Annotated in this window: 31 protein-coding genes; 1 reads left to right on the top strand and 30 read right to left on the bottom strand. The window is 41.7% G+C overall.

Features of this window, described 5'->3' with window-relative positions:
• Positions 1 to 165: 165 nt before the first annotated feature.
• The 30 genes from aroB to DHL47_RS10460 all read right to left on the bottom strand — a co-directional run bounded on the left by aroB (position 166) and on the right by DHL47_RS10460 (position 20,936).
• Positions 166 to 1,233, bottom strand: coding sequence for a 3-dehydroquinate synthase (gene aroB, locus DHL47_RS10315; protein WP_209551817.1), 1,068 nt, complete (start codon positions 1,231 to 1,233; stop codon positions 166 to 168).
• Positions 1,233 to 1,562, bottom strand: coding sequence for a hypothetical protein (locus DHL47_RS10320; protein WP_209551818.1), 330 nt, complete (start codon positions 1,560 to 1,562; stop codon positions 1,233 to 1,235). The genes aroB and DHL47_RS10320 overlap by 1 nt, the downstream gene beginning before the upstream one ends.
• A gap of 9 nt (positions 1,563 to 1,571) precedes the next feature.
• A complete protein-coding gene (locus tag DHL47_RS10325; RefSeq protein WP_209551819.1) occupies positions 1,572 to 1,868 on the bottom strand; it encodes a hypothetical protein in 297 nt (98 codons plus the stop codon).
• A 14-nt stretch (positions 1,869 to 1,882) separates the two neighbouring features.
• Positions 1,883 to 3,286, bottom strand: coding sequence for a hypothetical protein (locus DHL47_RS10330; protein WP_209551820.1), 1,404 nt, complete (start codon positions 3,284 to 3,286; stop codon positions 1,883 to 1,885).
• Between the two features lie 4 nt (positions 3,287 to 3,290).
• On the bottom strand, positions 3,291 to 3,890 hold the full coding sequence (locus DHL47_RS10335; RefSeq protein WP_209551821.1) for a hypothetical protein: 600 nt from the start codon (positions 3,888 to 3,890) through the stop codon (positions 3,291 to 3,293).
• 137 nt (positions 3,891 to 4,027) lie between these two features.
• A complete protein-coding gene (locus DHL47_RS10340; protein ID WP_164828360.1) occupies positions 4,028 to 4,192 on the bottom strand; it encodes a hypothetical protein in 165 nt (54 codons plus the stop codon).
• The gene (locus tag DHL47_RS10345) at positions 4,183 to 4,794 is read right to left on the bottom strand and encodes a hypothetical protein (RefSeq protein ID WP_209551822.1); all 612 of its coding nucleotides are present in this window, start codon (positions 4,792 to 4,794) and stop codon (positions 4,183 to 4,185) included. The genes DHL47_RS10340 and DHL47_RS10345 overlap by 10 nt, the downstream gene beginning before the upstream one ends.
• Positions 4,795 to 4,931: 137 nt before the next feature.
• Positions 4,932 to 5,099 carry a hypothetical protein gene (locus DHL47_RS10350; RefSeq protein WP_209551823.1) on the bottom strand — a complete coding sequence of 56 codons (168 nt, stop codon included), beginning with the start codon at positions 5,097 to 5,099 and terminating at the stop codon, positions 4,932 to 4,934.
• Positions 5,090 to 5,713 (bottom strand): hypothetical protein, encoded by a 624-nt coding sequence (locus DHL47_RS10355; protein WP_209551824.1) that lies wholly within the window; start codon positions 5,711 to 5,713, stop codon positions 5,090 to 5,092. The genes DHL47_RS10350 and DHL47_RS10355 overlap by 10 nt, the downstream gene beginning before the upstream one ends.
• A 112-nt stretch (positions 5,714 to 5,825) precedes the next feature.
• Positions 5,826 to 6,425, bottom strand: a complete 600-nt coding sequence (locus tag DHL47_RS10360; protein WP_209551825.1) for a hypothetical protein — start codon at positions 6,423 to 6,425, stop codon at positions 5,826 to 5,828.
• Between the two features lie 91 nt (positions 6,426 to 6,516).
• Positions 6,517 to 7,116 (bottom strand): hypothetical protein, encoded by a 600-nt coding sequence (locus tag DHL47_RS10365; protein WP_209551826.1) that lies wholly within the window; start codon positions 7,114 to 7,116, stop codon positions 6,517 to 6,519.
• 112 nt (positions 7,117 to 7,228) lie between these two features.
• Positions 7,229 to 7,828 (bottom strand): hypothetical protein, encoded by a 600-nt coding sequence (locus DHL47_RS10370; protein ID WP_209551827.1) that lies wholly within the window; start codon positions 7,826 to 7,828, stop codon positions 7,229 to 7,231.
• A gap of 8 nt (positions 7,829 to 7,836) precedes the next feature.
• Positions 7,837 to 8,691: a shikimate dehydrogenase gene (locus tag DHL47_RS10375; protein ID WP_128836171.1), complete on the bottom strand. Its 855-nt coding sequence runs from the start codon at positions 8,689 to 8,691 to the stop codon at positions 7,837 to 7,839.
• Entirely contained in the window at positions 8,681 to 9,358 is a 678-nt protein-coding gene (gene aroD, locus DHL47_RS10380) for a type I 3-dehydroquinate dehydratase (RefSeq protein WP_209551828.1), read from the bottom strand. The genes DHL47_RS10375 and aroD overlap by 11 nt, the downstream gene beginning before the upstream one ends.
• Complete coding sequence (locus tag DHL47_RS10385) at positions 9,355 to 10,518, bottom strand: class I SAM-dependent rRNA methyltransferase (RefSeq protein ID WP_209551829.1); 1,164 nt, start codon at positions 10,516 to 10,518, stop codon at positions 9,355 to 9,357. The genes aroD and DHL47_RS10385 overlap by 4 nt, the downstream gene beginning before the upstream one ends.
• A gap of 180 nt (positions 10,519 to 10,698) precedes the next feature.
• Complete coding sequence (locus DHL47_RS13440) at positions 10,699 to 11,343, bottom strand: hypothetical protein (RefSeq protein ID WP_245335610.1); 645 nt, start codon at positions 11,341 to 11,343, stop codon at positions 10,699 to 10,701.
• A gap of 85 nt (positions 11,344 to 11,428) precedes the next feature.
• Complete coding sequence (locus DHL47_RS10395; RefSeq protein ID WP_209551830.1) at positions 11,429 to 12,721, bottom strand: Tle-like phospholipase domain-containing protein; 1,293 nt, start codon at positions 12,719 to 12,721, stop codon at positions 11,429 to 11,431.
• 18 nt (positions 12,722 to 12,739) lie between these two features.
• Positions 12,740 to 13,414, bottom strand: a complete 675-nt coding sequence (locus DHL47_RS10400) for a hypothetical protein (protein WP_209551831.1) — start codon at positions 13,412 to 13,414, stop codon at positions 12,740 to 12,742.
• Positions 13,415 to 13,576: 162 nt separating this feature from the next.
• Complete coding sequence (locus DHL47_RS10405; RefSeq protein WP_209551832.1) at positions 13,577 to 13,861, bottom strand: hypothetical protein; 285 nt, start codon at positions 13,859 to 13,861, stop codon at positions 13,577 to 13,579.
• 26 nt (positions 13,862 to 13,887) lie between these two features.
• The gene (locus DHL47_RS10410) at positions 13,888 to 14,316 is read right to left on the bottom strand and encodes a TM1812 family CRISPR-associated protein (RefSeq protein ID WP_209551833.1); all 429 of its coding nucleotides are present in this window, start codon (positions 14,314 to 14,316) and stop codon (positions 13,888 to 13,890) included.
• Positions 14,317 to 14,447: 131 nt separating this feature from the next.
• Positions 14,448 to 15,191 (bottom strand): hypothetical protein, encoded by a 744-nt coding sequence (locus DHL47_RS10415; protein WP_209551834.1) that lies wholly within the window; start codon positions 15,189 to 15,191, stop codon positions 14,448 to 14,450.
• Positions 15,192 to 15,214: 23 nt separating this feature from the next.
• Positions 15,215 to 15,637, bottom strand: coding sequence for a hypothetical protein (locus DHL47_RS10420; protein ID WP_209551835.1), 423 nt, complete (start codon positions 15,635 to 15,637; stop codon positions 15,215 to 15,217).
• A gap of 131 nt (positions 15,638 to 15,768) precedes the next feature.
• A complete protein-coding gene (locus DHL47_RS10425; protein ID WP_209551836.1) occupies positions 15,769 to 16,512 on the bottom strand; it encodes a hypothetical protein in 744 nt (247 codons plus the stop codon).
• Positions 16,513 to 16,537: 25 nt separating this feature from the next.
• The gene (locus DHL47_RS10430; protein ID WP_209551837.1) at positions 16,538 to 16,969 is read right to left on the bottom strand and encodes a hypothetical protein; all 432 of its coding nucleotides are present in this window, start codon (positions 16,967 to 16,969) and stop codon (positions 16,538 to 16,540) included.
• A gap of 192 nt (positions 16,970 to 17,161) precedes the next feature.
• Positions 17,162 to 17,698: an IS5 family transposase gene (locus DHL47_RS10435; protein WP_164828395.1), complete on the bottom strand. Its 537-nt coding sequence runs from the start codon at positions 17,696 to 17,698 to the stop codon at positions 17,162 to 17,164.
• A complete protein-coding gene (locus DHL47_RS13665; RefSeq protein WP_128836154.1) occupies positions 17,656 to 17,919 on the bottom strand; it encodes a transposase in 264 nt (87 codons plus the stop codon). Before DHL47_RS13665 ends, DHL47_RS10435 begins: the two co-directional genes overlap by 43 nt.
• A 9-nt stretch (positions 17,920 to 17,928) precedes the next feature.
• On the bottom strand, positions 17,929 to 19,092 hold the full coding sequence (locus DHL47_RS10445; RefSeq protein ID WP_209551838.1) for a Tle-like phospholipase domain-containing protein: 1,164 nt from the start codon (positions 19,090 to 19,092) through the stop codon (positions 17,929 to 17,931).
• Between the two features lie 60 nt (positions 19,093 to 19,152).
• Entirely contained in the window at positions 19,153 to 19,797 is a 645-nt protein-coding gene (locus DHL47_RS10450; RefSeq protein WP_245335611.1) for a hypothetical protein, read from the bottom strand.
• An 18-nt stretch (positions 19,798 to 19,815) separates the two neighbouring features.
• Positions 19,816 to 20,256 (bottom strand): hypothetical protein, encoded by a 441-nt coding sequence (locus tag DHL47_RS10455; protein ID WP_209551839.1) that lies wholly within the window; start codon positions 20,254 to 20,256, stop codon positions 19,816 to 19,818.
• Positions 20,257 to 20,267: 11 nt separating this feature from the next.
• Positions 20,268 to 20,936, bottom strand: coding sequence for a hypothetical protein (locus tag DHL47_RS10460; protein WP_209551840.1), 669 nt, complete (start codon positions 20,934 to 20,936; stop codon positions 20,268 to 20,270).
• A 472-nt stretch (positions 20,937 to 21,408) separates the two neighbouring features.
• Between DHL47_RS10460 and DHL47_RS10465 the strand changes: the two genes are divergently transcribed.
• Complete coding sequence (locus DHL47_RS10465; protein ID WP_209551841.1) at positions 21,409 to 23,610, top strand: LTA synthase family protein; 2,202 nt, start codon at positions 21,409 to 21,411, stop codon at positions 23,608 to 23,610.
• Positions 23,611 to 24,005 lie beyond the last annotated feature (395 nt).

The following is a 24,005-nucleotide window of genomic DNA, read 5'->3' on the forward strand; positions in this document are numbered from 1 at the left end:
GGGCTGGGAGTGAAAAGGTTTGGGGAACCTTTTCAGCCTGAGCTTAGAAACAAAAGAGTGAAGGGAACTAAATTTTTCAAAATTTAGTTCTGTCCCACCGCCGTCAACTTTGCTCTCATCCCTTGTCATCTTCGATTTTCTTTGTCTATCAGGCAACATTTTCCCTTATCGCTGCAGAAATTCCTTCATTTCATCCAGTGAAATCTGGTGAATGGCAGCTGAGCCTAATTCTGGCACCAAGACCAGCTTGATATTGCTGCCTCGGGCTTTCTTGTCATGGCTCAGTGCTTCATGCAGCCGGTCCACATCCCAAGGCTCATGCTCCACCGGCAGACCGAATTTCCGGCACATAGCTGCTATTTCATCCGTGATACCAGCCGGCATCAACCCCCGCTGCTCAGCAGCCCGGGCAATCTGCACCATGCCGACAGCCACAGCTTCTCCGTGCATGACTTTGCCATAGCCAGCTGTCGCTTCAATGGCATGGCCAATCGTATGGCCGAAGTTCAGGTACATGCGAACACCATTTTCCAGCTCATCCTCCACCACGATCTTGCGCTTTACATCACAGGAATGGTAGATGATACTGTCAGCATGCTCTAAGATAGACTCCGGACTGCCATCCATGTCCAGCAGCTCCTCCCAGAGCTCCTTATCCTCAATCAAGCCGTATTTGACAACCTCGCCCATGCCTTCAATCAGCTCGCGCCGGCCCAGAGTCTGCAAGACTTCCGGGTCAATCAAAACCCCATCCGGCTGAGCAAAGGTACCAATCATGTTCTTAGCCCAAGGGCTATTGACCCCAGTCTTTCCGCCGATAGAGGAGTCCACCTGAGCAGTCAGGCTGGTCGGAATCTGCGCAAAATGAATTCCCCGCATATAGGTAGAGGCCGCAAAGCCTGCCAGATCACCGACAACACCGCCGCCCAGGGCCACCATGCCGTCGCTGCGGGTCATGCCCAGCTTGACCATATACTCATAAAGCTTATTGACCGTCCTTAGATTTTTGCTGGCTTCGCCTTCCAGAAAGTCAAAAACATAGGTTTCAAAACCGGCAGCTTCCAAGCTCAGCTTCACCTTCTCTGCGTAAAGAGCAGCCACCCGATTATCAGTCACTATAATCACCTTTTGCGGCTGCCATAGCTGACTCAGCCAGTCTCCCGCCTGCCCTAAAATTTCTCTTTCGATGACAATATCATAGGGATGCTGGGGGATATTTACATTTAATTTCATCAGCTGTTCCTTTCTTCTTTTTCCAAATTATCTAAATTCTTCCAATACTGCTTTCTCTCCTGTTCCCTGGCCTCGTCCAACCGGTCCTCGTAGCGTCTGACCCGTCTCATAAAGTCTTCCTGCAGATTCGTTTGCTGTTCCAGCTCATAAGACAGGCTGACATCCGGCACATTCCGGAAAAAGTAAGCAACCCATTCGCCCATTTCCTCAGTGTGCTGCCGCATATCCCGCTTCATATTATCATACTCCCACTCCAGTTCATTGAACTGACGGGTACGGCGGATATGCTGATCTTCCAGCTCGTCCCTTTTTCTTTGAAGATGGTTCATCTGCGCCTCCTAGATAACGGGACTGGTAAAAGCCGGCTGAGGTATGGCCTGCAGGACATTCCCGGCTGCATCGGCCGCCGCACCTGACAAGCCGCCGGTCAGACCAGAGACCAAACTGTTGCTTGAAAAAGCATGCATCTCTTCTGCTAAAGCATGGAGAGCTGTCTGCAGCTCAGCTCCCTCCTGTCTGATAAGAGCTCTTTTAGCAGTGATAATAGAGCGGATAGCCGCTTCCTCCTGCATTTTTTTGATTTTCCTCTGAATTCGTTCTGCTTCCTGTCGGTCTTCTGTCCATGGTTCCAGCATTATCTTCCCCCTTTTTATGCAAATAAATTCGCCCCCTGCTGATCAGCGGCCTTAATGTCCTTAGCCGCTTTGTCCAGCTTGTCCGCCACATCTCCCAGCTTAGTCTGGTAGCTGCTGGCCTGACTGATATTGGCACTTTCCAGCCCGGCATCCCAGCAGCTGTCCAGGGTAAACTCAGACAAGATGGCTTCTACTTCGGCATCCGTCAGAAAAGTCGCCAGCTGATAGGCAGCTGAGTGGGCCTCTGAAATGTGGGCCTCCGCTCCTTCTTTGGTCTGCGACATCAGGTCATTGAGTCTTGCCGCAAATTCCTCCGGCTGCAGACGGGCTGTCTGCACATTTTCCAGCAGCAGCTCCTCTCTCAGACGGATAAGCTGACTGCCTGAACGGCCGGTCAGACCGGACTGCAGCTCCGCAATCCGCTTCCGGCTGTGCTCAAGCAGCTGCAGCCGAGACGGTTCGGACGCAAAAGCGCCGTAGATTTTCTTGTATTCCTTGACATAGTATTCAGGGTCTAGTTTATCAGTCCCCAAACCATAATTAGCAGTAATTTTGTTCAGTTTGGCATTTTCTGCTTTTTTCTTGGCAATTTCCCGTACCTGCTTTTCGGTCATGCCGGTAGCAAATAAATTTCTTTTATAATACCAGTCTACATCCAGCTTATTTCCCTTCATTTTAGGAGTTTGAGGTGAATGCCCATCCTCACCCTCAACCACTTCAAATCGCATCGTCTTTCCATAAGGCACATCTCCGCCGTCCCCATCAAGAACAACAACATCGCCTCGGCTGTCCCGGTAAATAGTCGCATTCTTATTGAGATAGGCAACCTGTTCTTTTGATATGGCACCGCTCGCTACTGCATCATGGGCCTCAAAATCCATAAAGTTTGTTACCTTAATCGAACGATGCTCCTGCAAACCATACTTTGAAGCTATATAAGCCACTCCGGGACCTGCTTGGCTATGACCGGACATATTGGAAATAAAAGCATTTTTGTCTTCAGATTTGACCTTCTTCAAAGTTTCTTGATAAAACTGATCAATATCAGCAGCCTGAGGCGTCAATCCACCTTGAACACTTCCAAACCAACCACTGGTAATAAAGGCATTTGCAGAAGATTCTGTAATATCAAAATCTTTTTTCCAGAAATAAGACTGGTCGTCCCAATATTTCATATGCTCAAAGGGAACTTGGGTACCAGCGACAAGAATGGTTGTTTCCTGATAATTTGGATTAGCCACGTCTGCATTGTCTACCGGCACAACAGCTAGAGCCTGGGTTACATCATCCTGTCGATTAATAATTTTATAGCGTTTGGGATGGTCTTTTGTTCCAATATTTATTATATCATCACTACTTTTTATTCTATTTTTAAGCCCTCGCTGTAATCTTTGAATTTCTTGATCTGATAATGTCATATCACTACTCCCCCTTCTTCAACTCAACATTATAGATAATTTGAGCTTCTGGACTGCCTTTTTCATCCTTGACTACACTTTTTAACTGACCATCCTCTACTAATAATTCGATATTTTCATCTATCCCTCTAGCACTTGTCAGTTTAGCTTCATCAGGCAAATGTTCAGCATCAGAAACATCAATGTCGTTATCTGCTGAATCCATCAATTCTATGACTTCTTTACCAAATCCATCATAAGCAAGAAAAATATCGGTAATTAAACCATAGCTAGCTGGAGTGTAATTTTTAATTTTCGTTCCTAAAGTTGCTTGGTTGCCATGCTTATCATAAATCGTCGGACGCACATAGGCATCAATCATAGACGAACCATCGTCCCCCGTGACATAAATCGGAGAAAATTCAATCTTCTCAATTCCTGAAAAATGTTCCTTGATGTAAATCCCTATCTGCTCTTCTAAAAGGCGAAAACCTCGTTGATAGAGTTGGGTCGTTTTAGGACCAAGATTAGGCTTTGTGATTTTGTTGTACATATAAATACCTCCTCCGACAAGAGATAAAAGAATTATGACTGATATTAGAATAGGCTTTAGTCGTTTCTTCATAAATGAACCTCCATTATACAATTCTATAAAACAACGCTTTGATAAACCGCTTTCTTATAGTATAGCATAACGTTTGAGGAATGTCAGATGAAATCAGTCAAAGTTCCACTAATATCTGTCTGAATCATACTGATTACTTAAACCACCGGCGCAACAGCAACAGCTTCTGTTACAGAATTTTCTGAATTGATGATTTCGTATTGCTGACCATCATCAGTCGCTTTCCTCGTGCCTGCTTTATAAGTTTTCCAAGTCCTTACCTCACGATGAAGTATTTGAATATTCTCGTGGCTTATTTCCATTCTAAATAACTTCCTCTCTTAATCTCTAAATTATAGTTAATTTCAGCTTTTGGACTCCCTGTCTCGCTTTTAATAACATTTTTTAATTGACTATCGTCAACTAAGGCCTTTATGTTATCATCAATCGCAGGATTAGAAGTTAATTTTACTTCATCCGGTAATTTTTCTTTATCAGCAACTTCAATCTGTTCCTTAATTGAATTTCTCAGTAAAATAGATTCTTTATCATCAGCATCAAAGTCAAGGAAGATACTGTAAGGTATCCCATAGGATGCATAACCTGTATTACCAATTAAAGTTCCAAAAACAGCTCGATTCCCCTCCTCATCATAGACGACTGGCAGAACATCAGCTGTAAAAGGGGGATTATCTTTCCCACCCTGAACGAAAATCGGCGAAAACTCAATCTTAGAAACACCGGAATAGTTTTCTTTAATGTAAGTCGCAATCTGTTCTTCCAGCAGACGAAAACCGTGTTTGATAATTTTTTCTTCTTTAACATCAAGTCCAGAAGAAGTTTTTTGTAAATTCACCATATAAAATATACCTCCTGAAATAAGAACGAACAAAACTGCCAGACCTGCAACAACCTTTTTTCTCATAGACCAACCTCAATTATAGTATTCTATAAAACAGCGTTTTCATAAACCGCTTTCTTATAGAAAAGCATAATTTTGGGGCAATGTCATATAAAATCAGTCAAAGTTCCACTAATATCTATCTGAATCATACTGATTACTTAAACCACCGGCGCAACAGCAACAGCTTCTGTTACAGAATTTTCTGAATTGATGATTTCGTATTGTTGGCCACTGCTTTCTAAATCTTTTTTAGTCCCTTCTTCTAACCCTTTCCATTTCCTAACCTTATCATGCAATTGTTGGATTTCTCTATGGGTTATTTCCATGTTGAATAATCTCCTCTCTTAATCTCCAAATTATAGTTAATTTCAGCTTTTGGACTCCCTATCTCGCTTTTAGTAATGTTCTTTAACTGACCATCTTTAACTAAAGCTTCTATATTGGCATCCATCCCTTTTATCTCTGTCTTGATTTTAGCTTCCTCAGGCAAAGTTTCTTGGTTACTTACATTGATATCAACATCTAAACCTTTAGAAGAACTTTTTAAATAAATAAATTCATTGCCTGCATAATCAAAGTCAATGTCTAAATTCGCAATATTTCCGTAGGATGGATAACCCGTATTACCAATTTGTGTTCCCAGCACGGCCCTGTTCCCCTCCTCATCATAGACAACGGGAACAATATCAGCTGTAAAAGGGGGATTATCCTTCCCGCCCTCAATGAAAATCGGTGAAAACTCAATTTTACTGACTCCAGAGTAGTGTTCCTTAATATAGGTAGCCAGCTGCTCTTCCAGCAGACGAAAACCATGCTTGATAAGTTTTTCCTCTTTAACATCAAGTCCAGAAGAAGTTTTTTGTAAATTCACCATATAAAATATACCTCCTGAAATAAGAACGAACAAAACTGCCAGACCTGCAACAACCTTTTTTCTCATAGACCAACCTCAATTATAGTATTCTATAAAACAACGCTTTTATAGACCGCTTTCTTATTGTATAGCATAATTTTTAGGTAATGTCATATAAAATTTTGTCAATGTCATATCACTACTCTCCTTTCTCCAGCTCAACATTATAGATAATTTGAGCCTCCGGACTGCCTTTTTCATTCTTGACAACACCTTTTAATTGACCATCTTCCACCAGTAATTTAATATTGTCATCCGTTCTTATTGCACTTGTTAGCCTAGCTTCATCAGGCAAATGCTTTTCACTAGAAACATCAATGTAGTTATCTTCTGAATCCATCAATTCTATGACTTCTTTACCAAACCCATCATAATCAAGAATCATATCTGCAACTAAACCATAGCTGGAAGGTGTGAATCTTTTAATTTTCGTTCCTAGAGTCGCTTGGTTGCCATGCTTATCATAAATCGTCGGACGCACATAGGCATCAATCATAGACGAACCATCGTCCCCCGTGACATAAATGGGAGAAAATTCAATCTTCTCAATTCCTGAATAATGCTCCTTGATATAGATCCCGATCTGCTCCTCCAGCAGCCGGAAACCGCGCTGGTAAAGCTTGGTCGTTTGAGGGCCAAGATTGGGCTCCGTGATTTTGTTGTACATATAAATGCCAGCTCCGACAATGGATAAAAGAATTATGACTGATATTAAAATAGGCTTTATTCGTTTCTTCATGGATAAACCTCAATTATAGTATTTTATAAAACAACGCTTTTATAGACCGCTTTCTTATAGGATAGCATAATGCTTGAGGGGTGTCATATCACTACTTTCCCTTCTTCAACTCAACATTATAGATAATTTGGGCCTCCGGACTGCCGGTATCTGATTTTTCAACCCCCTTTAACTTTCCTTCTGATATTAGGGTCTCAAAATTCAGATCAACATCTTTCATTTCATTCCTTTTTACTTCTTCCGGGATAGGCTTCCCATAAGTCACCTCTATCATTTCCCCAGAATCGGTACTTAATTCAATAGAATGTTTTCCTGAATAATAAAACCCAAGGCGTAAATAACCTATGATACCATACGCAGGATGTTGAAATTTTTTAAATTCTCCTCCAAATCTAGCCTTATTCCCATGTGAATCATAAATAATAGGGACCATTTCCGCATTCAACATAGACGAACCGTCATCCCCCGTCACATAAATCGGAGAAAATTCAATCTTCTCAATTCCTGAATAATGCTCCTTGATATAAATCCCGATCTGCTCCTCCAGCAGCCGGAATCCGCGCTGATAGAGCTTGGTCGTTTGAGGGCCAAGATTGGGCTTCGTGATTTTATTGTACATATAAATGCCAGCTCCGACAATGGATAAAAGTATTATGACTGATATTAAAATAGGCTTTATTCGTTTCTTCATGGATAAACCTCAATTATAGTATTTTATAAAACAACGCTTTTATAGACCGCTTTCTTATTGTATAGCATAATTTTTAGGTAATGTCATATAAAATTTTGTCAATGTCATATCACTACTCCCCCTTCTTCAGTTCAACATTATAGATAATTTGAGCCTCCGGACTGCCTTTTTCATTCTTGACAACACCTTTTAATTGACCATCTTCCACCAGTAATTTAATATTGTCATCCGTTCTTATTGCACTTGTTAGCCTAGCTTCATCAGGCAAATGCTTTTCACTAGAAACATCAATGTAGTTATCTTCTGAATCCATCAATTCTATGACTTCTTTACCAAACCCATCATAATCAAGAATCATATCTGCAACTAAACCATAGCTGGAAGGTGTGAATCTTTTAATTTTCGTTCCTAGAGTCGCTTGGTTGCCATGCTTATCATAAATCGTCGGACGCACATAGGCATCAATCATAGACGAACCGTCATCCCCCGTGACATAAATGGGAGAAAATTCAATCTTCTCAATTCCTGAATAATGCTCCTTGATATAAATCCCAATCTGCTCCTCCAGCAAGCGAAAACCGCGCTGGTAAAGCTTGGTCGTTTGAGGGCCAAGATTGGGCTTCGTGATTTTATTGTACATATAAATGCCAGCTCCGACAATGGATAAAAGAATTATGACTGATATTAAAATAGACTTTATTCGTTTCTTCATCTCAAGGCTTACTTATACATTTCTTCTAATTTTTGCCAAATCTCTTGGCTGGGCATGGTTTTGCCTGTCCAGAGTTTAAAGGCTTCTGCCCCCTGATAGAGCAGCATGCCGAGTCCATTGACAGTCTGAATCCCCTGACTGGCCGCAAGCTTCAGGAAAGGGGATTCAAAAGGCTGATAAATCATATCCGCGACAATGATCTCCTGGGGGAAAATAAATTCAGAAGTAATCGGCAGGGCCCGGCCGTTCATGCCGACACCGGTCGCATTGACAAATAGCTCCGCATCCTGAATGCGCTCCTGCAGGAGCAGTTGGTCCTCCAGTGAAAAAATCCGAATAGGAACCCCAGTCTCCTGCTCAATGGCCTCAATCCGCTTCTGAGCCTTCTCCAGCGAAGCCGTCCGAGTGAAGACATCAACAGCAGCAACACCGTCCAGAGCTCCTTGGCCGATAATAGCCATAGCTGCGCCGCCAGCCCCCAGAATGGTCATTTTTTTGCCCTTAATAGCAAAAGACGGCAAGCTCTGAAAGAAGCCCTTGCCATCTGTGTTATAACCGATTAAACGACCATTGCGATGAACAACTGTATTGACAGAACCAATCAGGCGGGCAACTGGGTCAATCTCATCCAAATAAGGAATGACAGCCTGCTTATAAGGCATAGAAAGATTGACGCCGAACATATTAAAGCGCCGGATATTCTCAATTGTCATCTTTAAATCTTTTCTGGTGACCTCCCAGGCCACATACACACCATTGACCCCCGTTTTTTCAAACGCATAGTTGTGGACAAAGGGGGAAATGCTGTGCTTGATTGGATTGGCTACAACAGCAGCCATGCGGGTATGCCCATTAATTTTCATCTAAAATCTCCCGAACGATTTTCATATTAGGCAAGGAAACCTGCCCCGGTGCACTGGGCTGCTCTACGCTGGAATAGGACCAGCTGGAGCCAGTCAAATCAGCTGCCAGTCTCGAAATCTTGCCAATTTTTCCCATGGAAATAGTGACAAAATCCTGCTCAGGATTCAGCGTCTTGAAGCCGCGGGTATAGTTCATCAGATCCAGCACATCCTGCTCATTGTGGGCCATGACCGAAACCTTGACCACTTTGGGCGTCAGACTGGTCAGCTCAGACAGGATTTCCATCATATTTTCCGGAGTTTCCTCGAAGTTATGGTAGCTCAGGACCAGATTGGGAAATTCCAGCATTTCCTCAAACTTATCCTTATGAGAATAGTACTCAAAGTCGATATAATCCGGCTGATAAAAACCGGCCACTTCCTTAATCAGGGCCACATACTCATCATCGGTCAAATCAATCTCTCCGCCCTCTGGGCGTGTCCGCAGCGTGAAAATCAGCTCACGCCCGGCAAATTTTTCAAAAATAGCTGGCGCCACATTGAGAATGTCATCTTTGGCCAGAAAGTCTGCCCGCCACTCAATAATATCGGCATCATCGTAGCGGGTCACATCAATTTCCTGAGCTTCTTCTAAACTCTTTGGCATTACAGAAACGACTAATTTCATTTGTCCACCTTTATTGTAAATACCTTGAGGTAATTACTGCTCCTGTCTTTTTTATTGTATACAAAGTCTGCTGGCAGGCCGTATTCTGCTAAATAGCGGTGCCCAAGCCCGGCAAACCCTTTTTCGATTTCTTCTTTAAATTTACTCTTGGAAAGATTGGCTGCATTGGTGCTGACAATCAGCAGCCCCTGAGGGCTGAGAATCTCCAAAGCCTCCCGAATCAGCCTATGGTAATCTTTGGCAACCGAGAATGTCTGCTTTTTATTTCTGGCAAAGCTGGGCGGATCAAGGACGATTACATCATACTGCAGATGATGGCGCTTGGCGTATCTGAAATAGTCAAAAGCCTCCATGACCACAAATTGATGCTGATCCAGAGCCAGCCCATTTGCCCGAAAATGGGCTTCTGACAGCTCACGGCTGCGCTTAGCCAAATCCACCGAAACCGTCTGACGGGCTCCGCCCATGGCAGCCGCAGCAGAGAAAGCCGCAGTGTAAGAAAACAGATTGAGCAGGCTTTTACCTGCAGCCAAGCCATCCACCAGACTGGCCCGCACATCATGCTGATCCAGAAAAATACCCGTCATGAGACCGTCATTGAGAAAGACCTGATAGCGGACACCGTTCTCTAAGACGATAAAAGTATCCGGCGCTTCTGCTCCATATACATGAGCTGACTCATAAGCCAAGCCCTTGAAGCGGATTTTTTCGTAGGCCCCCGCAACTTCCGGAAAAACATCCCGAAAAGCCGTCAAAATTTCTTCTTTAATGGCATAGACAAATTCATTATACCAAGAAAAAAGCGCAAAGTCATTATATAAATCTACTGTGAAGCCGCCAAAGCCGTCGCCGTCTTGGTTAAAGAGGCGGTAGGCACTGGTATGGGCAGCCTGACGATAGGCCGAACGCCTATCCTTGGCCTGAGCAAACAGCCCCCGAAAAAAGGCCGCATCCGCTGTGATTCTCTCATGGGAAATCAGCCAGCCAATCCCCTTATTCTGAGCGGAGAGATAAGCTGTTCCCAGAAACTTTCCTGCCGCATTTCGCACTTCCACACATTGGTTGGTCAGCGAAAGATGCGGAAAGTCTTTCTTTTCCAGTAAAAAGAGGCCCTTTCTCAGCTTCTCTTCTGCCTGCTGATTCACAGTAAGTTTATTCATAACGTTTATTATACCAAAGATTGTGAAAATTCTCAAAACATATTTTACAAAGGGATAAGCAAAAATGAATTTCTGACAAAAATACAAGGGGGCAGAAGGCTATATTTTTATTTTTTTACAAAAAAACTCTTTTATTTTAGTTTGTTCGTTGCATAAAAAAAGAGGCTGAGACAACAGTATCTATTCTCCCCCACCGCTTGTAATAAATTCTTTTATGGAACTATCATCCCTACCAATTTCAACTTCTCTATAAAAATCAAATTGCTTCTCATAATCAGTATTACCATGAATACTTATACCAAATTCAGTCCCTTGGATTTTTAAATAAGATGCGACCCTACTATCATTAAGGATATAAAGACGGGTATAATCGCCAATCGCATTGCTATAAGAACCATTCTCCTTAAATGAACGCAGTTGTTCTTGGCTCAAATCCATTATTTGAAAAAGAAAGATAAAATTTTCCAGCCATTCCTGATATTTCCCGGTTAAATTTTTGCTAGGCATCAGTTTTCCCGTCTTATCAACTTCTATTTCAATCTTCACCACTGTCTCCAAATTCTCCGTAATCTTTAGCGTTCCGGAAATAATACCATTATCCTGGGAATATAAATCCAAATAATAATGTGTATCGTAAAACAACTGACTATTAAAAATTCTAAATCCCTTGGGAAAAACCTTGAATAAGTCATATGGATTCTTGGTCGGGTAAACCTTCCCTAAATCCGAAAACTTTTGTTCTTCCAAATATCGACAGCCTGACAAATTTGTCATCATTATTAACCCGCCTAAAATTATAATGAATATTTTTAAAATTTTCTTCATAACCTTCTCCTTTTCCTCAGCCATCGCCCCATTGTTTGAAAAACTGCGGTTTATCCTAGTCATTTTCTCCCATGTCTCCTCCTTATCACAGTCTGATTCTATTATACTGAATAGCTGTCATTCTAGGAAGCAGCTTATTAGACAGAATCCCAAATTCTATCCAGTTTTGGGGGATTTTGAGCAATAAAAAAAGACCTTGCGATTGCTTGTTTATCCTATCTCCATCCGCTCCCTTTCCACTGAGAGCCAGAAATTCGACTTTTCCTGTAGCACCACCGGTCAATCGATCGGAACCGCCTTCTCCATAAATGCTATCATCGCCATTTTGGCCGTCTATCGCATCGTTAGAGATTCCGCCCCTTAAGTCTTCACTAAAGGTCCGATCTACCGCCCTTTTACTTGCCAGCCCATTTATAATAAGTAATTTTCTGAGTATTTCCTTCTGCTCAGGACTGAAATCCTCTGTTAGTTTTTTCAAAGGATTGACAATTAGAAAGTTTTCAAGATTTTTTAGGGTGTAGTTATCAACAGCTTTAAATCCTGAAAATAGATTATTATTTGATGGATAATATTCACCCTTTTCAAAGGCTGATAAAATATCTTTGATATGCTTCTGAGCTCTAGCTTCTAAGAAATTCCCCTGCAAGTGCCAGCCTGTATCTGGAAATTCATACTCAAACCCTAGATAGAAACCGCCGCCAATATTTGAAAGCATATTCAAGACATCATCTGTCGAACGGAAGCGGATGACTTCGCCGGTAAAGCCTTTTCGGCGGCTTTCAATGTCCTGCACCGTCTTCATGTACTTGAAGAAGAGTTCGGCCGCCAGTGTGGGGCTTTTCTTTAATACAGCCGCAAATACTGGAAGAGAAAACAAGAGATATAGCGGCGCTGCATTATAGACAACCGTCTTAGGGGTGTTGAACTCCAGTGCCACTCGCTGGGCATAGTTGCCGCCCAGTGAATGACCTGTCAAGGTTGTAATCTTAGCCCCTTTTGTCGCTGCAATTCGCTGCGCCTCCCTGTAAAAGTCAAAGGCAGACTGATAGTGGCCGCCCTGACCCAAGCCAATATCAATCAGGTCCGTCAGCCAGTCATTAGCGGCATCTGTCGAGTTATTGGTCCCTGCATAGCCGACAATCACCTCTTTTTTCTTGGTGTCCAGAAAAGCAACACCGGTCATACCAGTCTTCGGATCATGGCGGCTGTAGAGGTATTCTAGGCCGGTGGGGATAGAATTCTTCCTGCTTAAGCTATTTTTAATTTCTTCTGAAATATCTTTTTGACTACTTTTCTTAGAAAATAATTTCTTATTTCTCCACTCGTCCTCTACAGTGTAAACTGCATCCATGATATAGCTTGTGTATTCGATTGACATATATAATCTCCTCTATGCTTATTTTTCCTCAATGATTTCGCTGAAATATTCCAACAAACTATCTCCAGCTGCTTTTACACTTATTCCTATAAAATATTTATCTTTTCTATCAAATTTGGGATCTCCAAACAATTCTAAATTTAGCTTCTCATCTGGTGATAGACCAATGTACTGATTCAACATTTTATTTTGAACATCCTGATATCCTATACTATATGTTCTGGAAACAGGATTTTCCGTTATGAAATCTAATTGAAACTCCTTTAATAATTCAGCATCCATCATCATGTTTGTAAAGAAAAATTTTACATTTCTAACTTTGGAATCTAAAATCTGTCCATCAAGAGCCTGAACTCCATCTTTATCAGAATAAGATATTGGTATTTTAGTCACTTCATCAGCTGATAATGCAGGATCTTTATAAATTGTCTTGATATATGTTCCTTCAATTTTTTCTTTTGAAGGATAGCCTTCCAAAAGTATTTCATGCACCACATTTTCATCTTGATACATTAAATGTCTGACTTTAACCCCTTTCGGAAACTTCTTAAATAAATCTTCTGCATTGGCGGTCGGATAAACTTCAGAGATTCGTGAAAATCTCTCTTCGATTTTTGCTCTTTTCATGGCTGTACATCCTGTTAGTAATATTCCTGTAAGCAGCAAGACTGCTGCTAAAACTATTTTTTTCATAACCTTACTTTCTCCTTTTCCTCATCCATCGTCCCATTGTTTGAAAAACTGCGGTTTTTTCTTATGATTTTCTCCCATCTCATCCTCCTTATCACAGTCTGATTCTATTATACTGAATAGCTGTCATTCTAGGAAGCAGCTTATTAGACAGAATCCTAAATTCTATCCAGTTTTGGGGGATTTTGAGCAATAAAAAAAGACCTTGCGGTTGTCTTGGCTATGCTCTGAGATATTCTGGGCCGTTCGGAAAATCTGAGACTGGACACCAGACTCATTGCCAAACCAGCCGGAGTAAGCAATAGCCGCCCCGCCATTTTTGGCTCGAAAGTCCATTTGCTTGACTTGGTCTCCCAACTCAGCCGCAAATTTGGCCTTATTAGCTTTTTCGTTTAAATCTCCCTGATAATTTTTGACAAAATCAATAATATCCTGCTTTGTTTTATACATCTTTCAATCTCCCCAACTCCTTCAAATCACCTAACTACCGGCTTTGCGATACTGTCAAAAATAATTTCACACTCTTTGTTTGTATGCTGAAAAACCTCATTGATGATTTCTAGCAGCTTTATTTCTTCAAAAACCAACGATTCAGGTATCTTGATTGAATTAACCTTTTTCCTAATGATTCCTTTTTTTAATATCTGTTTATAATGCTCATCCCAAATTGGTTCATCTTGTGATGTATCAGTTGTTGTTACATTCAGCTCGATAACCTGATTCTTCCAAAGCAAAACATAATCCGCTGATTCGTCATCCCGATCAGGAAAGCGAGTCATCCAAAGATAAATTTCTCTTTCTTTATCGGCTGTCCACATATCCAAATATGTATACTCGTTATATAAACCTTTTTCTTTAAGCATCCCCCAATATTCTTCAGGAATGTCTTCTCTCACAAAAACCATGACGGTTCCTCCTTATTATTTTTTTCTTATATTATACCGGACTTACGGTTTTTTCGGAAGCGTTTTTAAAGACAGATTCCTAAATTCTATCCAGTTTTGGTAAATTTGTGCAATAAAAAAAGACCTTGCGGTTACTTGTTTATCCTATCTCCATCCGCTCCCTTGCCGCTAAGATCCAGAAATTCGACATCTCCTGCAGCACCGGGATAGGATCCCCGGTAGAAGGTCGCAGTCTCCTGGATGCGTACTGAGGCCTCCGCCACCTTTCGGAAGCGCTGCTCTGGAGTCAGCTTTCTCAGTTCCTCGACCGGTACGCCATTGATAGCTGTCACATCCGGATGCCGGTCAATCAGGCGCGGAAGCTCGGTCTGCCCCAAGACACTGTCAGCCGGCGAATCAGCATTCATCAGGACCAGCACATCCCCACGGGCATTGACACGCATGTAGTTATCAGAGACAAGGTCGTTGATTGTTAAGACATTATCACTGCCAAAGACATATTTGTTGCGGCCTTTGGAAGTCCACTTGCCACCTATAAGTTCATCCGTTGCTTTGTCGCCAATTTTATCATTCAGTACTTTTTTAAATATCCCATCATTCAAAAGGTTATCACCAGCATCATTAATGAAACTATAGGCTCCATTGCTATGTTCTGAAATATTCTGGGCCGTCCGGAAAATCTGAGACTGGACACCAGACTCATTGCCGAACCAGCCGGAATAAGCAATAGCCGCTCCGCCGTTTTTGGCTCTAAAGTCCATCTGCTTTATTTGTTCGCCTAGCTCAGCGGCAAACTTGGCAAAATCTGCTTTTGTCTCCAAGGGTCCGTCAAAATGCTTAACCCAATTAATAATATCCGCTTTTGTTTTATACACTTCTTCATTCTCCCTTTAAATATTTAGCGCACTTCCGGATCGGCTATTGATCGAAATTCTACATCATTTCGATAGTCTAAATTTTGAAGAGCTTGTTTAATTATTTCAATAATTTCCTTTTTATTATTTTTTAAATTACTAGGAATATGAATATAATTTATTGCTTTAGCAACCAGGCCTTTTTTCAACTCGCCTGTTATTTCATCACGTTCTGACCATTTTAAATTTGCAACCGTAGTCACATTCAAATTAATCTGCTGATTTTTCCAAAGCAAAATAAACTCTGTAGAGTCATCATCTCTATATGGATCACGAGTAATCCATAAATAGACTCCTTTTTCCTTGTCTGCAGTCCACAGTTGCTGCTCAAATCGTATATCATCAAATCCTAAATTTTCAAGCATTTCCTTATATTCCAAAGGTACTAGCTCATTCACAAAAACCATTGCGGTTCCTCCTTATTATTTTTTTCTTATATTATACCGGACTTACGGTTTTTTCGGAAGCGTTTTTAAAGACAGATTCCTAAATTCTATCCAGTTTTGGTAAATTTGTGCAATAAAAAAAGACCTTGCGGTTACTTGTTTATCCTATCTCCATCCGCTCCCTTGCCGCTAAGATCCAGAAATTCGACATCTCCTGCAGCACCGGGATAGGATCCCCGGTAGAAGGTCGCAGTCTCCTGGATGCGGACTGAGGCCTCCGCCACCTTTCGGAAGCGCTGCTCTGGAGTCAGCTTTCTCAGTTCCTCGACCGGTACGCCATTGATAGCTGTCACATCCGGATGCCGGTCAATCAGGCGCGGAAGCTCGGTCTGCCCCAAGACACTGTCGGCCGGCGAATCAGCATTCATCAGGACCAGCACATCCCCACGGGCATTGACACGCATGTAGTTGTCAGAGACAAGGTCGTTGATTGTTAAGACATTATCACTGCCAAAGACATATTTGTTGCAGCCTTTGTCAGTCCATTTACCGCCTATAAGTTCTGCAGCTGCATTTTTACCTATCTTCTCTCTCAGTTCATCAACAAAATAGCTATCATTCAACAGATTTTCTCCAGCATCATTAATGAAACTATAGGCCCCATTGCTATGCTCTGAAATATTTTGGGCCGTTCGGAAAATCTGAGACTGGACTCCAGACTCATTGCCAAACCAGCCGGAGTAAGCAATAGCTGCTCCGCCATTTTTAGCTCGAAAGTCCATCTGCTTTATTTGTTCGCCTAGCTCAGCCGCAAACTTGGCTTTATCTCCGTCTGTGTTTAACTTTCCCTGATAATTTTTGACAAAATCAATGATATCCTGCTTTGTTTTATACATCTTTTAATCTCCCAATATTTCTTTTTTAATTTTGTAATACTGTCAGCTTAGGAACACTGACAAACTCCGTCTCCCATTCTTTATCGACATATTTGAATACTTCCTCAATAATTTTTAATAATTCCTGCTCTTTTGAAAGGACTGATTCAGGAACTCTGATTGCATTTATTCTTTCCTTAGCTAAGCCTTTTTGTACTAAAATCTCTCCAGCTTCATCCCAAACAGGACGTGCAGAAGTATCAACAGTTGTAATATTTAATTCAATCACCTGATTTTCCCAAATTAAAATATAGTCTGTTGAATAATCATCACGGTACGGATTACGGGTAATCCATAAAAAGACTCCTTTTCCCTTGTCTGCTGTCCATGACTGCTGCTCAAATCGAATATCATCAAATCCTAAATTTTCAAGCATTTCCTTATATTCCAAAGGTACTAGCTCATTCACAAAAACCATTGCGGTTCCTCCTTATTATTTTTTTTTCATATATTATACCGGACTTACGGTTTTTTCGGAAGCGTTTTTAAAGACAGATTCCTAAATTCTATCCAGTTTTGTGGAAATTTGAGCATAAAAAAAGACCTTGCGGTTACTTGTTTATCCTATCTCCATCCGCTCCCTTTCCGCTAAGAACCTGTATTCACAACCTCATAAAGTCTTTAAAATTCGACTAATGTGAGATAGTTTTACAAACGCAACCTCAGATGATACCGATTTCTCAACATCCTTGGCTAATCTTCGGGAATGATTCAGCCATGAGAAAGTCCGCTCTACGACCCAACGCTTTGGGATGATGCGCCAACTTCCTTTGATTTTTTCAGAAATATCTACTGGACACTGAAACTCCTGTGCCATCATCTCCTCAAAACTTTTTCGATAACCAGCATCAGCTGAAAAAGCCTTGATTGTCGGAAATTCTGCCATCACTTGACGCGCTACTAAAATTCCTGATTTTGTGTCATGAAGATTCGCTGCATGAACTACAACATCAAGAAGATTCCCCATGGTATCCACCACAATGTGCCGCTTTCTCCCTTTGACTTTTTTACCGCCGTCAATGCCTCGCTCCTCTGCAGCATCCGTTGTTTTCACACTTTGAGAATCAATGATAGCATAGGTTGGAGAGGCTGCTCTGCCAGCTTTTAGTCGCTTTTTTTTACAAGCTCTGTCAAGATGGTATCCCACAAACCACTCACCTTGGCACGACGAAAGAAACTCCACACCGTTGGATAGGGAGGGAAGTCATGAGGGAGCATGCGCCATTGACAGCCGGTTTTAGTGATGTACAAAGTCGCATTAACAAGTTCTCGTTTAGACCATTTATAGGTGCGGTGGTTGGAGAAATAGGGCTCAATCTTAGCCCATTCTTGATCGGTTAAGTCAGTATCATATGCTTTTCGTGTCATAACTCTAGTTTAACATTTTTTGTGAATACAGGTTCTAAGATCCAGAAATTCGACATCTCCTGCAGCACCACCGGTCAATCGATCGGAACCTCCTTCTCCATAAATAGTATCATCACCATTTTGACCGTCTATAGCATCATTAGAGATTCCGCCTCTTAAGTCTTCACTAAAGGTCCGATCTACCACCCTTTTACTTGCCAGCCCATTTATAATAAGTAATTTTCCGAGTATTTCCTTCTGCTCAGGACTGAAATCCTCTGTTAGTTTTTTCAAAGGATTGACAATTAGAAAGTTTTCAAGATTTTTTAGGGTGTAGTTATCAACAGCTTTAAATCCTGAAAATAGATTATTATTTGATGGATAATATTCACCCTTTTCAAAGACTGATAAAATATCTTTGATATGCTTCTGAGCTCTAGCTTCTAAGAAATTCCCCTGCAAGTGCCAGCCTGTATCTGGAAATTCATACTCAAACCCTAGATAGAAACCGCCGCCAAGATTTGAAAGCATATTCAAGACATCATCTGTCGAGCGGAAGCGGATGACTTCCCCGGTAAAGCCTTTTCGGCGGCTTTCAATGTCCTGCACCGTCTTCATGTACTTGAAGAAGAGTTCGGCTGCTAGTGTGGGGCTTTTCTTTAATACAGCCGCAAATACTGGAAGAGAAAACAAGAGATATAGCGGCGCTGCATTGTAGACAACCGTCTTAGGGGTGTTGAACTCCAGTGCCACTCGCTGGGCATAGTTGCCGCCCAGTGAGTGACCTGTCAAGGTTGTAATCTTAGCCCCTTTTGTCGCTGCAATTCGCTGCGCTTCCCTGTAAAAGTCAAAGGCAGACTGATAGTGGCCGCCCTGACCCAATCCAATATCAATCAGGTCCGTCAGCCAGTCATTAGCGGCATCTGTCGAGTTATTGGTCCCTGCATAGCCGACAATCACCTCTTTTTTCTTGGTGTCCAGAAAAGCAACACCGGTCATACTAGTCTTCGGATCATGGCGGCTGTGTAAATATACTAAACCATCAGGAATTGGTCTATTTTTTATTAGTTGCTTATTTATAAAATCATCCGATACTTTTGAAGGAAGATTTTTGTTGTAAAGAATATTTGCACGCCATTCATCTTCTACAAAATAAACTACATCCATAATATAGCTTGTGAACTCTTTATTCATTACTTTCTCCTATAAACTTAAATTTTTATTCTACTGTAATAGCTTCAAAAAAATATGCTTTTAAACCTCTTTGAACCGAAATACTAGAGTAGTATTTTTCAGATAGATCATATTGTGGATCCCCCCTAATTCAAAAATAACTGAAGAATCATAGGATGTGCCTATATATTCATTTATAACTTTATCTTTCACTTGATAACGCAGGGTATATTTTCTGGATACTGGATTTTCCATCACAGCTTCAAGATTAAGTGAACTTAGGTAAGCACTGTCAATGGTCATCCGTGTAAAAAAGAATTTTATATTTTTTACACTATCTTCTAAAATTTGTCCATCCAGTGTTTGAACCCCATCCTTATCAGAATAAGAAATCGGTATTCTGACAACTTCCTCTGCTGATGGGATTTCATCTTTATAAACCGTCTTAATATAAGTGCCCTCAATTGTTTTTGTGTCTGGTTTCCCCTCCAAACTTATCTCATGTGTAACATTTAAATTATTTTCAAATTTATCAACTACATGTCTAATTTTAAATCCCTTGGGAAACTTCTTAAACAAATCCTCTGCCTTGGCAGTCGGGTAAACTTCCGAGATTCGTGAAAATCTCTCTTCAAATTCCTGTCTTTTTGCGTTTTCCATGATGGAGCACCCCACTAATATGATTCCTGCAAGCAATAGGCTTGCTAATGCACATAATTTTTTCATCCCGTCCTCCTTCCATTGCTAAGCACTCCGCTGCGCATAATTCCCCCCAAGCGAATGACCAGTCACCAGAGAAGGTTTCCCGTAAGTACTGGCAATATAATCGTAAAACTTAAATGCACTTTCATAGTGTCCGCCAACTCCTAATCCGATAAAAATAATATCCGTAAGAATTAAATCTTTATCCTTCTCGCCTTTTCTGAGGTTAGTTCCTGTATATCCAATGATAATCTTACCGGTTGAAATATCCCTAAAAGCAACGCCAGTCATACCAGTGCGATAATCATGCTTGGCATCCAAAAATTCCAAATTTTTCGGTTTTGGATATTCATTACTGTCTCTATTATAAACTTTAATCGAGTTTATATGTTTCTCTATCTGTGATATTGATAATCCATCCAGATATAAATTTTCAATCAAATAACTCGTCAGCATGACATAAGTTGAATTGTCCAGTTCCATGTCCTTCTCCTTTAATTTTCATTATCTTCATGGATAACTCCATAAATAGTTTCGTAAATATCAAATTTGCTTGCTCTAACAATAGTTTTGCTTGCATAAGTTTTACTAGGATGCAAAAAATCAATTGAGAGTTCAATCTTGGTGTTATCACTTACTCCTAGATAATTGGCTATCCATTTATTGGTGAAATTGTAATCAAGTCTTTCATCACCAGATACTGGATTTTCAAAGTAGTTCCGTAGCTCAAGTTTTGAAATCACTTGCCGGTTTAGGGTTAATTTTGTGAACAGAAATTCCACTTTCGACAAGGTTGGATTAATAGGGGAACCATCAAGTGCCACAATGCCCTGACCCTCCACATAGCGGACTGGCATTTCTTCAAGCGTCTCTGGTGTCTCTGGAACATAGTCCACTTTTTTATATGAACCTGTTATTTCTTGATTAGTTGAATCCCCCTTCAAATCCAACTTATAACTAAAATAATGTGCATCTGAAGGCTCAGCTACTGAATAATATATCTCAAACCCTTTCGGAAATTTCTCAAACAAATCCGAAACCTTCTCTGTCGGGTAGACCTCTGACAAAAAATCCAAGTCCTTCTCAAGTTTCTCCCTGTCTACCTTGTTAGACTGATTGCCAAGAATGCCGCAACCAGACAGCAAGACCGTCAGCAGCAACACACAGCCGATTATTCCTTTTTCATAGAGACCTCCTTATATATACCCTGTCCGCCTTTTTTGGAGCAGATTTTTGCTCCATAGCCAATCTGAAGCGCTTCCAAAAAAACTTTCACACCATACTAATAACTAGTAATAAAACTTTGTAAAACCACTTTATGATATATCAACTTGTTTTTATTATATGTTTTTCCATGTTTTTTGTAAATAGTTTTTGAGTGCTTTTTAGATTATTTTCCCGCTGTTTTTCAAGTTTCAGGCCAGCTCTATTCGATACTGTTTCACTAATGTCTGTGGCAAAATGATTGTCACACAATCTCCCTAAGAAAACCTTCACCATCAAAAAACTTAAATATTTAACTACTGCAAATTTTTTCCTCCGTCAAAAGGAGGTCAAATTTTCCTTGCGCCGTCTTTTTATGATATACTTAAGAGAAGAAAATTTTTAGGAAATAAGACAAGGAAGTACCTTTCTGTGAAAAAAACAAGCAAGATTTTGCTCAATTTCATGAGTACAAGACTCGGTTTTGTCTTGGTTTTACTGCTCCTTTACTGGTTGAAAACCATGTGGGCCTATACCATTGATTTTAATTTAGACATTCAAAGTGCTTACCAAGTATTTCTGGCAATTATCAATCCCTTCCCTATCGCTCTGCTCTTGATTGGGCTGGCTCTCTATCTGAAGAGAACAAAATTATTCTATTTCTTTGCTCTGGGGATTTACAGTCTCCTTTGTATCTGGCTGATTTCAAACTCTATCTACTATCGGGAATTCAGTGATTTTGTCACGGTCAACACCATGCTGGCTTCCAGCAGTGTTTCTGCAGGTCTGGGCGAAGCCGCTCTGGAACTCTTCCGGCCTTGGGATATTATCTATATCCTTGATTTCCCGATTTTAGGATTTTTATTCTTTAAGAAATACCTCCGCACTGATCCGCGTCCCTTCAATAAGCGTGCCGGCTTTGCCATCACCTCGCTGTCTGCCATGCTCTTTTCAGCCAATCTCTTTTTGGCAGAGGTGGACCGGCCTGAGCTGCTGACCCGCGGCTTCTCCAACTACTATATCGTCCGGGCTCTGGGCCTGCCGGCCTTTCTGGGCTACAGTGCCAATCAGACCTACAGTGCCAACAAAGAGCGCTCCAAGGCCTCAGAAAAAGATTTGGAACCCGTCACTCAGTATATCCAATCGCATTATGCCGAGCCAAACAATGACTATTACGGCATTGCCAAAGGCCGCAATGTGATTTATCTCCATCTGGAAAGCTTCCAGCAGTTCCTGATCGACTATAAGCTGCAGAAAGACGGGAAAGAATACGAAGTAACGCCTTTCCTCAACTCTCTCTATCATTCCAACTCAACCCTGGCCTTCTCCAATATCTTTAATCAGGTCAAGGCTGGGAAAACCTCCGATGCGGAAACCATGCTGGAAACAGGCCTCTTCGGTCTCAACCAAGGCTCCTTTATGGTCAACTACGGCGGAACCAATACCCAGCAGGCAGCCCCTTTCATCCTGTCTAAAAACGGCGACTATACTTCTGCTGTTTTCCATGGAAATACCGGCAGCTTCTGGAACCGCAACACAGCCTACAAGCAGTGGGGCTACAACTACTTCTTTGACGCCTCCTACTTCACCAAGCAGGATGATACCAACTCCTTCCAATACGGCCTGAATGACAAGGTCATGCTGAAAGACTCCATCAAATACTTAGAGCATCTGCAGCAGCCTTTCTATGCTAAGTATATCACCGTCTCCAACCACTATCCTTACACCACCAGCCTGATTGGCGATGAGATTGGCTTTCCGCTGGCTGATACCAAGGACGAAACCATCAATGGCTATTTTGCGACAGCCAATTATCTGGATGCTTCGATCAAGTCTTTCTTTGACTATCTAAAAGAATCCGGCCTTTATGACAACTCCGTGATCGTCCTTTACGGCGACCACTTCGGGATTTCCCAGTCCCGCAATCCGGATTTGGCTCCCCTTTTGGGCAAAAATTCGGAAACTTGGTCCAGCTATGACAATGCCATGATGCAGCGCGTCCCTTATATGGTCGTGGTGCCGGGCATGGACAAGGGAAAGATTATTGATACTTATGGCGGCCAAATCGACATGCTGCCGACGCTGGAGCACCTGCTAGGTATCTCTTCCAAAAACTATCTCCAGGTCGGTCAGGATTTGCTGTCACCGCAGCACCAGCAAATCGTTGCCTTTCGCTCCAGCAATAACTTTGTCACCCCTAAGTACACCAGCTTTAATGGCCGGACCTACTACACTCAGACTGGCGAAGAAATCACCAATCCGGACGAAACGATTAAGAAAGAACTGGAAGAAATCCGGACGGCGGCCAATACCCAGCTCAATATCAGCGACTCTATTCAAACCGGCGATCTAATCCGTTTCTATAAAGGCAATGACTTGGGCAAGGTCAATCCGGATGATTACTCTTATCTCAATTCGATGAAGGCTCTCTTGGCCATTGAAAAGGAAAAGGGCGACCAATCGACCAGCCTTTACTCTAAGCGGGGCGGAGTATCAACCGTTGATCTCTTTAACTCGCCAAGCTATCGCGCCCTCCATCCAGAGCAGTTCCAGACCAGCAGCAGCGACGAAGAAGGCAGCGCGGAAGCCTCTTCCAGCTCTTCCTCCTCCAGCTCAGTGGCTGCTCCATCCTAATGAAAAAGGCGGTGGGACAGAACTAAATTTTTAAAAATTTAGTTCGTCGTCCCAGCCCCGCGAGGATGATTAGGAGCTTTTTGGAGTCTAAAAGACGAACAAAAAGTCCAATCAGCTACCGCGCCAAAAGTTTTTTACCAAAACAAAGCGAGACTGAAAGACTTTTGTCTCAGCCTCTCAGAACGTAGACAAATTCCATTTTCTTTGTAAAAATTTTATAAATTCTTACAAAGAATTAAGAAAAAGCTCATTGCTATAATTAAAACAAAGATCAACCAAGTCTTTCTGCTGTGAGAAAAGCGCCTGAAACTCTTTAGTTTCAGGCGCTCGGAAGATTTGAGACTTTAGGCTCAAATCTTAGGTATGGAATTCCGAAGGAAGTCGCTACCGTCCGC

This window comes from Streptococcus panodentis (genome assembly GCF_017884005.1).
Taxonomy (GTDB): domain Bacteria; phylum Bacillota; class Bacilli; order Lactobacillales; family Streptococcaceae; genus Streptococcus; species Streptococcus panodentis.